The organism is Ruegeria sp. BE9, assembly GCF_056538765.1.
Genome location: NZ_JBQFTS010000001.1, coordinates 639644 through 652528, shown reverse-complemented (window position 1 = coordinate 652528; position 12885 = coordinate 639644). Strand labels below are relative to the sequence as shown.

Below are 12885 nucleotides of genomic sequence, written 5' to 3'. Positions count from 1 at the left end.
CAAAGGCATTTGATCATTCATCCACAACGGAAAAGAGGCTTGGAACCGCAGGGCAAGGCGCAAGATCATTCTTTATCACGTCCGACAGACGTGTCTGGTGCAAAAAGACGTAGACATGAGCACTCAGGCTTTCCCACAGCCGGTTGGTTAAAGATTGCGCCCGGCTACCTGATGATGCTCCTGAAGCACCAGCCCCCTTTTGCAAGGCGTCCACTGTCTCGTCCACGGCTGCGAGAATCTCGACCACGCGGATCTCGGACGCTGGACGTGCAAGACGGTAACCACCACCTGGCCCTCTTACTGAGCTGACAAGTTCTGCGCGCCGCAACTTAACGAAAAGCTGCTCAAGGTAAGGCAACGAGATATCCTGGCGTTCAGAAATATCACTAAGCGTTACCAAGTTATCTGTTGGCTGAAGGGCGATGTCGGCCAATGCTACCATCGCGTAACGACCTTTGGTCGACAACTTCATTTTTGGCCCCTTATTTGCAGGTTTAGCGCGAAAACATTGACGCCGCCGCCGCCAGTGCGTATCTCCGACAGGCAGCAACTTGCTCAAAGCAACACAATTAGAACCGTTCTAAGGTGCCCGACGATAACCGTCAAGTATATCCCGGCACCCGGAAGAAAAAGACAGGACCAAAGCACACATGCCCGAGGTGATTTTTCCCGGACCAGAAGGCCGCCTGGAAGGCCGTTACCACCCGCAAAAGGAAAAAGACGCACCGATCGCCATCGTGCTGCACCCGCACCCACAGTTTGGCGGGACCATGAACAACAAGGTCGTCTATAACCTGCACTATGCGTTCTACAACATGGGCTTTACCGTGTTGCGCTTTAACTTCCGCGGCGTGGGCCGCAGTCAGGGCGAATACGACCAAGGTGTAGGTGAGCTGAGCGATGCGGCTTCGGCGTTGGACTACCTTCAGTCAATGAACAACAACTCGAAACACTGCTGGGTCGCAGGTTTCTCGTTTGGTGCTTGGATTGGCATGCAGCTTTTGATGCGCCGCCCCGAGATCACTGGGTTCATCAGCGTATCCCCGCCAGCGAACATGTATGACTTCTCGTTCCTGGCGCCCTGCCCGTCTTCAGGCCTGATCATTAACGGTTCGGCAGACCGCGTGGCGCCTCCGGCAGATACCACTTCGCTAGTGAACAAGCTGCACGAGCAAAAAGGCATCACCATCACCCATAACGAGGTGGAAGGCGCCGATCACTTCTTCCAGGATCGTCACATGGACACGCTGATCACCGACGTCAGTGACTATGTGAAACGCCGCCTGACAGAGAATACGCGCTAATGTCCGATACCATCACAACCCTTGCCTCCAAACTGGCTGAGGACACGATGAAAGTGATGGACGAAACCGGAGACGACCGCTTCTTTGTTGAAGTAGGCGAACTTCTGGGGGCGTCCTCACAGACGCTGGAAGAAGCATTTCTGACTGAAATCCGTGTGCGCCTGTCGGAACGCAAGGCACGTCAGTTTGTGATTAAAAGACTATCTGAGCACCGCTCAAAAACGAAAGCGATAGAGAAGAAATGACCGAAAGACTGTCCGCGCAAATCGAATTCCTGAAACGCGCGGACAGGCTGAAGTCAGTCGATCGCGCAAATTTCTTACTTGATCAATCTCGGCCCGAAAATGCTGCTGAACACAGCTGGCAACTGGCGCTTTGGGCCCTGACAATGGAACCATTGGCCGGTGACAGCGTTTGCATTGATCGTGTCATTCAAATGCTGTTGCTCCATGATCTGGTTGAAATCGTTGTTGGCGATCACCCCATCCACCTGGATACTGATTGGCAAGCTCTGGAGCAGGCTGAACAAGCGGCTGCAGCCGAGTTGTTCGGACTTTTGCCCGCAGACCAGTCTGTTAGCTTTCTAGAGCTGTGGAGGGAATTCGAAGCCGACGAAACTGCTGACGCTAAATTCGCAAAATACCTCGACCGCTGTCAGCCTATGTTTCAGGTTTTGTGCGCGAATGATCCAAACCCGGAACATCGCGCCATCGTTCAGAACAACATGGATGGCGGGCGTGCGGCCTATTTGAAAACTGAATTCCCTGAGGCTTTTGCGGCTGCCCAGAGCTTGCTGGTCGGTGAGGATCCTGCGGACACTCCATTCTCACTAAGATTGGCGTTTCTGGCCGAAACGGACCAACTAAAATCTGTGTACCGCGCCTCTCGCCTTCTTTCGGGCGAACGGTTCGAAAACTCGGCGGAGCATTCATGGCACATCATGCTGTTCGCCTGGGTTCTCTCAGAATACGCAGGCCCGGACGTTTCCATTGGCAAAGTTCTAAAGATGCTGCTGCTACACGACATCGTCGAGATAGATGCCGGAGATCACCCGATCCACGGGCAAGTCGACCACGCAGCCCAAGAAGCCAAAGAACAAGAGGCGGCGGCCAGGCTTTTTGGGATGTTGCCTGAGGCTCAGAACTCCTACTTCACTACTTTGTGGCAAGAGTTTGAGGCGGCAGAAAGCTCCGATGCCCGATTTGCGAAAGCTATTGATCGCTTTCAAACGCCCATCGGCAATCTGGAAACTGGCGGTGGATCCTGGGTGGACTTTGACGTCACTTTTACTCAGATCGAACAGCGTGTTGGCACGCCGATCCTGCGTGGAGCGCCCGAATTGTGGGATTGGCTAAAGCCCCAACTCACCGCGTACTTCGCAACTGAAATCAGCGCGTAACTCAAAAAAAGAAAAGAGGCGCTAAGGCCTCTTTCCCCCCGTGCTTCGGCTGGCGTCTAAACCTGATTACTTTTTAACCGTTCAACAATTCTGGCTTCGTCATTGTCGACGGACCCCCCCGTCTGAAAGCCACCCCAACGCCACAATCATTGCCGAAACAAAGATGACGGATAGTGAAAACCTCGTCACTTTTTAACTCACAAACAAATATCTATAAAAAACAATAACTTTGTAGCACGAAACATATGCGCAAAATAGTAAGGTTATCCTGACCTTAGTTACCCCTGAGTTTCTGGAGCTAAGGCGCACAAAATGGGTCTGTCCCTCACGATTTTTCTTGCCGAAAAAGAGCATTTTGTGCTCAACCACTCAAAACTCTCAACGAGATACAACACATGCCCAAAGCCTATTTGATTTTACTGTTGGCCGTGGTCGCAGAGACCATTGGGACGACTGCACTGCAAGCCAGTCAGCAGTTCAGCCGTTTTTGGCCGTCTGTTCTCGTGGTGGTGAGCTATGGGATCGCATTCTATCTACTGGGCCTGACGTTGCGGTTTATGCCCGTCGGAATTGTTTACGCGATCTGGTCGGGGCTCGGTATCTTTCTAATCGCAATCATCGGCTATATTGTTTTTGGACAAAGACTGGACTGGCCCGCAGTCATCGGCCTTACCATGATTTTGGCCGGAATCTTGATCATTCACCTGTTTTCCAAGACCGCTGGCCACTGAGCGCGCGGTTAGGGCTGGTATATTCTGCCGTGTCGCGTTATGCGCGCGGCAACTTCCCGTTCAAAGGCTGACCTCTCATGGACCTGCGCAACATCGCAATCATCGCTCACGTGGACCACGGCAAAACGACCCTGGTGGATGAGCTGCTCAAACAATCCGGCGCGTTCCGGGAAAATCAGGCCGTCGCTGAGCGTGCGATGGACAGCAACGATCTCGAGCGCGAGCGCGGGATCACCATCCTTGCCAAGGCCACCAGTGTTGAGTGGAAAGGCACGCGCATCAACATCGTCGATACGCCCGGCCACGCCGATTTCGGTGGCGAGGTCGAACGCATTCTGTCGATGGTCGACGGCGTTGTCCTGCTGGTTGATGCCGCTGAAGGTCCGATGCCGCAGACCAAGTTCGTGACCTCCAAAGCGCTGGCTTTGGGCCTGCGCCCGATCGTAGTGTTGAACAAAGTCGACAAACCGGATGCCGAGCCTGACCGCGCACTGGACGAATGCTTCGACCTGTTCGCCAACCTCGGCGCAGACGATGATCAGCTGGACTTCCCGGCAATGTATGCGTCGGGCCGTTCGGGCTGGGCAGATATGGAACTGGACGGCCCCCGCAAGGATCTGACCGCCCTATTCGATCTAATCGTCGATCACGTCCCTGCCCCCAAACAGGCCGACAAGAAAGACGAGCCGTTCCGCATGCTGGCTACCACACTAGGCAGCGATCCGTTCATCGGCCGTATCCTTACCGGACGGGTGGAAAGCGGCACGCTAAAAGCAGGCGACAGCCTCAAGGCGCTCAGCCGTGACGGCACGTTGATCGAAAACTTTCGTGCCTCGAAAATCCTGGCCTTCCGCGGTCTGGCTCAGCAACCCATCGACGTTGCCGAAGCCGGTGACATTGTCACCATCGCAGGGATGAGCAAAGCCACTGTGGCCGACTCTCTGGTCGCACCGCAGGTTGACGAAGCCCTGCCCGCTCAGCCAATCGACCCGCCAACCATCACCGTTACTTTCGGCATCAACGATTCGCCTTTGGCTGGTCGTGACGGCAAAAAGGTACAGTCGCGCGTGATCCGCGATCGCCTGATGAAAGAAGCGGAATCCAATGTCGCCATCCGTATCAGCGACACCCCCGGTGGTGAGGCCTTTGAGGTTGCTGGTCGCGGTGAATTGCAGATGGGCGTTCTGATCGAAAACATGCGTCGAGAAGGCTTTGAACTCAGCATCTCGCGTCCGCAGGTTTTGTTCCGTGAGGAAGATGGCCAACGCCTTGAACCCATTGAAGAAGTCACCATCGATGTGGATGATGAATTCTCGGGCGCTGTGATCGAAAAAGTTACGGGCGCACGCAAAGGTGAATTGGCCGAAATGCGCCCGGCTGGTGTAGGCAAAACCCGGATCATCGCGCACGTACCTTCCCGTGGCCTGATCGGCTATCACGGTGAGTTCTTGACCGATACGCGCGGCACCGGGGTTCTGAACCGCGTTTTCCACGGCTGGGCTCCTCATAAGGGTCCGATTCCCGGTCGTCGTGCTGGTGTTCTGATTTCGATGGAAAACGGCCAGGCAGTTGCCTATGCCCTGTGGAATCTGGAAGAGCGTGGCCGCATGTTTGTTGGTCCGCAGGCTGACGTTTACCAAGGCATGGTAATTGGCGAGCATTCCCGCGACAACGACCTGGAAGTGAACCCACTAAAAGGCAAAAAACTCACCAACGTTCGCGCCAGTGGATCCGACGATGCAGTCCGTTTGACCCCTCATGTTCAGTTTTCGCTGGAAGAGGCCATCGCTTACATTGACGACGACGAATTGGTTGAAGTGACCCCAAATGCCGTTCGGTTGCGTAAGCGGTATCTCGACCCTCACGAACGGAAACGTATGGCAAAATCTACCTAACGATTTCTGTGGCACAGTTCACATAATGGAAACAATGTTGCGGGCGTGGCAATTTTGCATCCCACGCCCGGACATTCCCTGTAAACAAGCCCGCCACTTCGGCGGGCTTGCCTTTTGTTTTTAAGCGTTTTTTTGAGCTGGAAGCGCTCTCTCACGCCTCATCACAGACAATCACCACTTGTAAATGTGACCCAAAACGGGTGTAATTGTGGTTGAAGTGTGGCACTATTGTTGTACCTAAAACGTGTGGCACAACAGGTATGTGCAAAGTGTGTGTAATGAGTTTCGAAGGAGTGGCGCCATGCGCGTGAAATCCAGTTTATTATCTTATGTATTTATATCAGCAACATTACCATTGATCACTGCAGGTGCAGCTCAAGCTGAAAGATGTAACATCAAAACGGCCAAGCAATCTGTCTCAACCGAGACTTTGTGTGATTGTACGGTCGTGGACACCAGAATGTTACGCTACATCCAGCGCCGCGCAGATTTTGAGGATATTTTGGCACGAACGGCAGAAAGCTGTCCCGCTTTTGCAGCAGTGCTAACGGACCTTCCAACTGCATCAACGGCTGCAAACCAACGCGATGGTGAAGGCCGGGATTCCGGGTCTGGAGCCAGCAATGGAGGCAATAATAACGGCGGCAGTAACAACAACGGCGGCAGTAACAACAACGGCGGCAGTAACAACAACGGCGGCGGTAACAACAACGGCGGCGGCGGTAATGATAACGACGGCGGCGGTAATGATAACGGCGGTGGTGGTAATGGCGACGGTCGTGGCAACGACAACGACGGTGGCGGAAACGGCGGCGGCGGAAATAACGGCGGCGGCAACACCGGTGACGGCAATGGCGGCAACAACGGTGGCGGCGGCAACACTGGCGACGGCAATGGCGGCAACAACGGTGGCGGCGGCAACACCGGTGACGGCAATGGCGGCAACAACGGTGGCGGCGGCAACACCGGTAACGGCAATGGCGGCAACAACGGCGGCGGCGGTAACACCGGTAACGGCAATGGCGGCAACAACGGCGGCGGCGGTAACACCGGTAACGGCAACGGCGGCAACAACGGCGGCCCCGGCAATGGTAACGGAAATGCCGGAAACGCTGGCAACGGTGGCGGCAATAACAACGGCTCTGGACCTGGAACCGGAAACGGCGGCAGCAACAACGGACAGAGCGGAAACTCTGGAAACGGTGGCGGCGGTACCGGCAACGGTGGCAACAATGGCGGCCCCGGAAATGGTAACGGAAATGCTGGAAACGCCGGTAACGGTGGTGGCAACAACAACGGCTCTGGACCGGGAACCGGAAACGGCGGTAGCAACAACGGACAGAGCGGCGTCTCTGGAATCTGGGGCGGCTCCGGAAACGGGGGCAGTAACGGAAACGGTGCCACCGGTGGAAATGCTGGCGGCGCAGGTAACGGCGGTGGTCGCGGCGGCGGCAACGCTAACGGCCCCGGTGTCGGCGGCATATTTTAACTAGACTAATAACTCAGCCAAACAGGTGTTTCTGTCTGTTCTGAGCTACGCAGATAAAGCAAAAGGGCGAAGTAGACTTCGCCCTTTTCTAATTAGTAGCCGTCGCTTCATACCGACAAAAACTGCATTTGTATTTAGCTCTTTCCGTACACCCCAACCCAGCCACTCGGCTTCCTCGGGTTTTGCATTCTAAGAAACAAATATTCAGTCGCCGACCACGGTTTGATCTGATTGGTTAGGTTGTCCAGCACGAGATCTCCGCTAGCAGATCGGTAAACCAAAACGGCATGGGCATTCCGTTTGGAGTCAAGAACCGTAGCTATAAGAAGCTTGCTAGGATTTACACCCGCTCTGATCAGATCTCTTTTCTTGAGAAGAGCAAAGTCCTCACAGTCACCGCCTTGGGATGTTGGCAATGCCCACCTTTCACTGGTCCGATACTGCGACTGATCGGTTACCGATCGAATTGATGAGTTTACGCGACGGTTGATGCGCTTGATCAATTGCATTTCTTGTCGGCCAGAAAGAGAGGCCGATACTTTGCTTGAACATGCCCAGTTATATTGCCGACATAGTTGACGAGCTCCTGCCGGAGGCGGTGAAACCGCGACACTGGGAATGAACTTACCTTCGCTCGCAGAAGCGCCAGGGCCGATCATGATAGGCGCCAAAGCCACGGCGCACGCCCCGATCAAACGGCCAGAAGCGGCAGAAAGCCGTTTCATAACTACTCTGAGTTCAATGCTCAAAGATTTCATGCCTGTTCCTCGATCTCTTGTTCGTCCGAGCGATTGCGGACAAACCGGGACCGTATTTCGATTAAGTTAAATATCGATAGACGGCGCCGTTTCTGCAATCGAGACCAAATTTGCAAGCGAAAAAAGGCGGAAATTCGTTCCTCAATTTGACCATTTCACGCAAAAAATATGAGCTTTCAGACACAATCTTAGCGTGGAATCGTACAAAGTCACTTTCGAATTCGTTAGTAAATCACTGAAAAACAACGCAACAGGTCAAAAATGTGAAAACCAGGCAACGAGGAATGTTGCCTGGTTTGGAGATAAGCTAAAATCCGCGCAGTGGGCCGGTGATCAATCACGAACCACCAAACACCGCCTATTCGGTGATCTCAACAACCACCAATTCACGCTCACTCGCGCCGCGCGCGTGGTCTAATGCTTGCTGGTATTCAGGAGAGTTGTAGCACTCGACTGCGGCTTCGACCGAAGGGAAACGAGCAACAACATTGCGCGGCCGCTCTTTACCCTCAAGCTGTACATATCGCGCAGCACGCGCAATGAATTCGCCGCCGTGTTTTGCGATTGCCGGCCCGGCTAGCTCTGCATACTTTCCGTATGCCTCTGTATCGGTCACTGTTACGTGTGCAATCCAAAGTGCAGCCATCTTATCCTCCCAGAACTTGCTCTGCGGCTTTGATTGCCGCTTCGGAATTCGACGCATCGCGACCACCGCCCTGAGCCATGTCAGGGCGTCCGCCGCCGCCTTTGCCGCCCAACTCGACTACGGCAGCGCGCACAAGGTCGACAGCCGAGACCTTGTCGGTCAGGTCAGATGTTACGCCCGCTGCGACAGCGGCTTTTCCGCCTGCATCCGCGATCAGCAATACAGCACCAGACCCCATGCGGCTTTTGTGTTCATCGATTAATGCGGGAAGGTCTTTGCCGGAAACGCCCGTCAGCGCCTGAGCGAAGAAAGGAACGCCATTCACCTCACGGGCCTCAGTTCCGCCCTGCCCTGCGCCACCTGCCATAGCCAGATCGCGGCGTAGTTGGGCCACTTCATTTTGCAGCGATTTACGCTCGTCCAACAGCGACTTAACGCGGCTGACCACGTCATCTGGCTGAGCCTTCAATTCGGCTGCAATTTGACTGAGGCGTTGATCTTGCGCCGACAAATGACGGAACGCTTCGTTGCCTGTCAGGGCTTCGATCCGGCGCACACCCGCGCTACTGGCGCTATCTCCCAGCACAACAAACGTTCCGATATCGCCGGTTTGACGCACGTGGGTGCCACCACAGAGCTCAATCGACCACGTCTCACCATCATGGCCCTTGCCAGTTGGCGCCTTGCCCATGGATACGACACGAACTTCATCACCGTATTTCTCACCAAACAAGGCCTGAGCACCAAGTTCCCGAGCATCGTCCGGTGTCATAATCCGCGTTTCAACGGATGAGTTCTGCCGGATGAATTCATTCACCTCTTGCTCGACTTTTTGGATCTCGTCGGCGCTAAGAGCCTTGGAGTGGCTAAAGTCAAATCGCAACCGGTCCGACGCATTCAACGAACCTCGCTGAGCGACGTGATCACCGAGTGTTTCTCGCAGTGCCTCGTGCAGCAAGTGCGTCGCCGAATGGTTTGCACGGATCGCGGTACGGCGGGCATGGTCGACTTCAAGCTCAACAGCATCACCTTTGGTCAAGGCACCCTGTTCAACGGTGACCTTGTGCGCATAGACCTTTCCGTCGGCGAATTTCTTGGTGTCTTCAACACGAGACAGATCTTCGCGCTGTTCCAAACGGCGAATTTCACCCGTGTCCCCAACCTGACCACCGGCCTCGCCGTAGAATGGTGTCTGATTGACAACGACCCAGCCGCTCTGACCCTTTTCGATCTTGTCGACCTGGGCGCCATCTACGATCAACGCAGCGACCTGACCTTCGGCTTTTTCAGTATCGTAGCCGAGGAAATCGGTGGCTCCGGCGGTATCAAGTACATCGAACCAAACGGCCTGATCAGCAGCTTCACCAGAACCCGCCCACGCGGCCCGCGCCTTGGCCTTTTGTTCTGCCATCGCGGCATCAAAGCCATCAGTGTCTACAGTCAGACCTTTTTCCCGCAAAGCATCCTGGGTCAGGTCCAGCGGGAAACCATAAGTGTCGTAAAGCTTGAACGCCGCATCACCCGGCAGGGCTGCGCCGTCGTTCAGGCCCGCCACCTCATCGTCAAGCAGCTTCAGACCACGATCCAGAGTCTGCTTAAAGCGGGTTTCTTCCAGCAACAGCGTTTCTTCGATCAACGGCTGCGCTTGCCCCAACTCAGAGTATTGCGCGCCCATCAACTGAACCAGGGTCGGCACCAAGCGATGCATCACCGGATCTTTCGCCCCCAACAAGTGAGCATGACGCATAGCCCGGCGCATAATACGACGTAGAACATAGCCCCGCCCATCATTCGAGGGCATTACGCCATCTGCAATAAGGAAAGAAGTCGACCGAAGGTGATCTGCAATTACACGGTGATGCACGTTCTGATCCCCATAAGGATCAACACCGGTGACGTCGGCCGATGCCTCTATCAGCGTTTTGAACAGGTCGGTGTCATAGTTGTCATGGCTACCTTGCAGCAGCGCGCCAATCCTCTCCAGCCCCATGCCGGTATCAATCGACTGCATGTCGAGCTCCACCATGGAGCCGTCCTCGAACTGTTCGTTCTGCATGAAAACGATGTTCCAGATTTCGATGAAACGATCGCCGTCCTCATCCGCCGAACCCGGAGGGCCGCCCCAGATGTGATCCCCATGATCATAGAAAATCTCGGTACACGGGCCGCATGGGCCGGTTGGCCCCATTTGCCAGAAGTTGTCATTGGTTGCGATACGGATGATCCGGTCTTCGGGCACACCAACCTTTTTCCAGATCTCAAAAGCTTCGTCATCAGTGTGATAGACGGTAGCCAGCAGTCGGCTTTTGTCGATGCCGAACTCTTTGGTGATCAGCTCCCAAGCGAACGGGATAGCCTCACTCTTAAAGTAGTTCCCGAATGAGAAGTTCCCAAGCATTTCAAAGAACGTATGGTGCCGCGCGGTGTAGCCAACATTGTCTAGATCGTTGTGCTTGCCCCCTGCGCGAACACATTTCTGCGCAGTGGTTGCCCGCTGATAATCCCGAGTTTCCACACCGGTAAACAGGTTCTTGAACTGCACCATACCCGAGTTCACGAACATCAGAGTCGGGTCATTCCGCGGAACCAGAGGGCTGGATGCCACCACCTCATGCCCCTGTTTGGCAAAGTAGTTCAGAAAGGTCGATCGGATATCGTTAAGCGTTGGCATAAGGCTCTCTCAGCGCGCAATCATATTTTGTCGAAACGGGTTTATCCCCGTCCCTAAGGATAGTCCACAGCATTGGAGACGTTGAACGAAACAAGGCGGCCCGATGGACCGCCCTGCTGGTGAAGTTCATTTAGCCAATTAGGCTTCGAGGATATCGTCATCCTCAGCTGCACCGGGCGGCATATCAAAGTCCAAACCGTGTGCAGCGCGGATTTTGTCTTCTATCTGAAGCGCGGCTCGGCTGTTATCCCGCAGGTACTGCTTCGCATTTTCGCGCCCCTGCCCGATGCGTTCATCTCCGTAGCTGAACCATGAACCCGATTTTTCGACCACGCCCGCTTTGACGCCAAGATCCAGGAGCTCACCCATCTTCGAGATACCTTCGCCATACATGATGTCGAATTCTACCTGTTTGAACGGAGGAGCTACTTTGTTCTTGACCACCTTGACGCGCGTTTGGTTTCCGACCACCTCATCCCGGTCTTTGATCGCGCCGATGCGGCGGATATCCAAACGAACCGAGCTGTAGAATTTCAGCGCGTTACCACCGGTGGTGGTTTCCGGGCTGCCGAACATCACGCCAATCTTCATCCGAATCTGGTTAATGAAGATCACCATGCAGTTCGAGCGGCTGATCGAACCGGTCAGCTTGCGCATCGCCTGGCTCATCAAACGGGCTTGCACGCCGACATTGCTGTCGCCCATGTCGCCTTCGAGTTCGGATTTCGGCGTCAACGCGGCCACAGAGTCGACCACAACCATGTTCACCGCACCTGAGCGCACCAGAGTATCTGTAATCTCGAGCGCCTGCTCACCAGTATCGGGCTGCGAGATAAGCAGCTCATCCAGATCTACACCCAACTTTCGGGCATATTGCGGGTCTAGCGCATGCTCAGCGTCAACGAACGCGCAAACTCCACCCCGCTTTTGTTGCTCAGCAATACAATGCAGGGTCAGCGTGGTCTTACCCGAACTTTCCGGGCCGTAAATCTCGACGATCCGCCCCATCGGCAAACCGCCGATACCCAGCGCAATATCCAAGCCCAATGAGCCGGTCGAACTTGCCTCGATGTCTTGCTTGGAATCTTCACCCAGCTTCATGATCGAGCCCTTGCCGAACTGACGCTCAATCTGGGCCAGCGCGCTATCGAGCGCCTTTTGCTTGTCTGCGTTTTTCTTGTCGCTCATTGTCAGAAGATCCGCCATTGTCCTGTCGCCTTCCTTTTTGTCACACCCTTGATCGGGCGGCAATCACTGCTTTGTTCGCCTCTTGTTCCTTATGGGACCAAAAAGAGAACATTTCAACTAAAACTTACGATACTTACTGTTGGGCAATTGTATTAAAGAGTCGTTTACGCCAATCTGCCACGATAAGAAATATTCCCATGGAAGCCTTAAATGCTTGTTTTCTATAAGGAACGCCTTGCATTCCTAGCGGTACCCAAAACAGGCAGCACCGCTTATCACTCGGCGCTTGGCAACCGGGCGGACTTGGTCGTAAATGGTCCGCCTGACCTGAAACACGCGCCGGTTCGACGATATGATCGTTTTTTTCAGAACATCTTTCGTAAAATGCACGGCACCGAGATGGAAATCATGGCTGTGGTGCGAGAACCTCTAGACTGGTTGGGGAGTTGGTACCGATTCCGAGGTCGGGAAGACAGGATCGGGCATCCGCACTCCACGCGCGAAATGAGCTTTGACGATTTCGTACAGGCGTACATGAAGAACCCGCGACCAGATTTCGCCGATGTCGGAAGCCAAGACCAGTTTTTTCGCACTAGAAGCAATGGTTTTGGGGCCAGTCATGTTTTCAAATACGAAAACCAGGACAAAATATTAGACTTCCTGCAAGATCGGCTGAACACGAAAATCGATCTCAAGAAAGAAAACGTTTCACCCGCGCGTGACATGACACTGAGCCACGAAACCGAACAGCAATTTCGCAAACTGCACGCAGCGGAGTTTATCCGCCATGCCTCCGCACTCTAG

The 12885-nt window shown here is 54.4% G+C and carries 12 protein-coding genes; 7 read left to right on the top strand and 5 right to left on the bottom strand.

Features of this window, described 5'->3' with window-relative positions; all coding sequences use genetic code 11:
* Positions 1 to 13 precede the first annotated feature (13 nt).
* Positions 14 to 472: a Fe-S cluster assembly transcriptional regulator IscR gene (gene iscR / locus ACR0EO_RS03160; RefSeq protein ID WP_480686958.1), complete on the bottom strand. Its 459-nt coding sequence runs from the start codon at positions 470 to 472 to the stop codon at positions 14 to 16.
* Positions 473 to 650: 178 nt separating this feature from the next.
* Here iscR and ACR0EO_RS03155 point away from each other — a divergent pair, with 178 nt between their 5' ends.
* The 6 genes from ACR0EO_RS03155 (at position 651) to ACR0EO_RS03130 (ending at position 6818) form a co-directional block, all read left to right on the top strand.
* Positions 651 to 1304 (top strand): alpha/beta hydrolase, encoded by a 654-nt coding sequence (locus tag ACR0EO_RS03155; RefSeq protein ID WP_170324952.1) that lies wholly within the window; start codon positions 651 to 653, stop codon positions 1302 to 1304.
* Positions 1304 to 1549 carry a hypothetical protein gene (locus ACR0EO_RS03150; protein ID WP_480686957.1) on the top strand — a complete coding sequence of 82 codons (246 nt, stop codon included), beginning with the start codon at positions 1304 to 1306 and terminating at the stop codon, positions 1547 to 1549. The genes ACR0EO_RS03155 and ACR0EO_RS03150 overlap by 1 nt, the downstream gene beginning before the upstream one ends.
* On the top strand, positions 1546 to 2703 hold the full coding sequence (locus ACR0EO_RS03145; RefSeq protein WP_480686956.1) for an HD domain-containing protein: 1158 nt from the start codon (positions 1546 to 1548) through the stop codon (positions 2701 to 2703). The genes ACR0EO_RS03150 and ACR0EO_RS03145 overlap by 4 nt, the downstream gene beginning before the upstream one ends.
* 395 nt (positions 2704 to 3098) lie before the next feature.
* Positions 3099 to 3434, top strand: a complete 336-nt coding sequence (locus tag ACR0EO_RS03140; RefSeq protein WP_480686955.1) for a DMT family transporter — start codon at positions 3099 to 3101, stop codon at positions 3432 to 3434.
* Between the two features lie 77 nt (positions 3435 to 3511).
* Entirely contained in the window at positions 3512 to 5329 is a 1818-nt protein-coding gene (typA, locus tag ACR0EO_RS03135) for a translational GTPase TypA (protein ID WP_480686954.1), read from the top strand.
* Positions 5330 to 5789: 460 nt separating this feature from the next.
* A complete protein-coding gene (locus tag ACR0EO_RS03130) occupies positions 5790 to 6818 on the top strand; it encodes a hypothetical protein (RefSeq protein ID WP_480686953.1) in 1029 nt (342 codons plus the stop codon).
* A gap of 134 nt (positions 6819 to 6952) precedes the next feature.
* Here the strand turns inward: ACR0EO_RS03130 and ACR0EO_RS03125 are convergent, their stop codons facing one another.
* The 4 genes from ACR0EO_RS03125 to recA form a co-directional block, all read right to left on the bottom strand.
* Positions 6953 to 7576, bottom strand: a complete 624-nt coding sequence (locus ACR0EO_RS03125) for a transglutaminase-like cysteine peptidase (protein WP_480686952.1) — start codon at positions 7574 to 7576, stop codon at positions 6953 to 6955.
* 358 nt (positions 7577 to 7934) lie between these two features.
* Entirely contained in the window at positions 7935 to 8222 is a 288-nt protein-coding gene (locus ACR0EO_RS03120; protein ID WP_480686951.1) for a DUF1330 domain-containing protein, read from the bottom strand.
* Position 8223: 1 nt separating this feature from the next.
* Complete coding sequence (gene alaS / locus ACR0EO_RS03115) at positions 8224 to 10893, bottom strand: alanine--tRNA ligase (protein WP_480686950.1); 2670 nt, start codon at positions 10891 to 10893, stop codon at positions 8224 to 8226.
* 138 nt (positions 10894 to 11031) lie between these two features.
* Positions 11032 to 12099, bottom strand: coding sequence for a recombinase RecA (gene recA, locus ACR0EO_RS03110; protein ID WP_480686949.1), 1068 nt, complete (start codon positions 12097 to 12099; stop codon positions 11032 to 11034).
* Positions 12100 to 12291: 192 nt separating this feature from the next.
* Between recA and ACR0EO_RS03105 the strand changes: the two genes are divergently transcribed.
* The gene (locus ACR0EO_RS03105) at positions 12292 to 12885 is read left to right on the top strand and encodes a gamma-glutamyl kinase (protein WP_480686948.1); all 594 of its coding nucleotides are present in this window, start codon (positions 12292 to 12294) and stop codon (positions 12883 to 12885) included.

Excerpts from the sequence above, each read along its gene's own strand:
- iscR (WP_480686958.1), bottom strand. The coding sequence starts at position 472 with ATGAAGTTGTCGACCAAAGGTCGTTACGCGATGGTAGCATTGGCCGAC.
- ACR0EO_RS03155 (WP_170324952.1), top strand. The coding sequence starts at position 651 with ATGCCCGAGGTGATTTTTCCCGGACCAGAAGGCCGCCTGGAAGGCCGT.
- ACR0EO_RS03150 (WP_480686957.1), top strand. The coding sequence starts at position 1,304 with ATGTCCGATACCATCACAACCCTTGCCTCCAAACTGGCTGAGGACACG.
- ACR0EO_RS03145 (WP_480686956.1), top strand. The coding sequence starts at position 1,546 with ATGACCGAAAGACTGTCCGCGCAAATCGAATTCCTGAAACGCGCGGAC.
- ACR0EO_RS03140 (WP_480686955.1), top strand. The coding sequence starts at position 3,099 with ATGCCCAAAGCCTATTTGATTTTACTGTTGGCCGTGGTCGCAGAGACC.
- typA (WP_480686954.1), top strand. The coding sequence starts at position 3,512 with ATGGACCTGCGCAACATCGCAATCATCGCTCACGTGGACCACGGCAAA.
- ACR0EO_RS03130 (WP_480686953.1), top strand. The coding sequence starts at position 5,790 with ATGTTACGCTACATCCAGCGCCGCGCAGATTTTGAGGATATTTTGGCA.
- ACR0EO_RS03125 (WP_480686952.1), bottom strand. The coding sequence starts at position 7,576 with ATGAAATCTTTGAGCATTGAACTCAGAGTAGTTATGAAACGGCTTTCT.
- ACR0EO_RS03120 (WP_480686951.1), bottom strand. The coding sequence starts at position 8,222 with ATGGCTGCACTTTGGATTGCACACGTAACAGTGACCGATACAGAGGCA.
- alaS (WP_480686950.1), bottom strand. The coding sequence starts at position 10,893 with ATGCCAACGCTTAACGATATCCGATCGACCTTTCTGAACTACTTTGCC.
- recA (WP_480686949.1), bottom strand. The coding sequence starts at position 12,099 with ATGGCGGATCTTCTGACAATGAGCGACAAGAAAAACGCAGACAAGCAA.
- ACR0EO_RS03105 (WP_480686948.1), top strand. The coding sequence starts at position 12,292 with ATGCTTGTTTTCTATAAGGAACGCCTTGCATTCCTAGCGGTACCCAAA.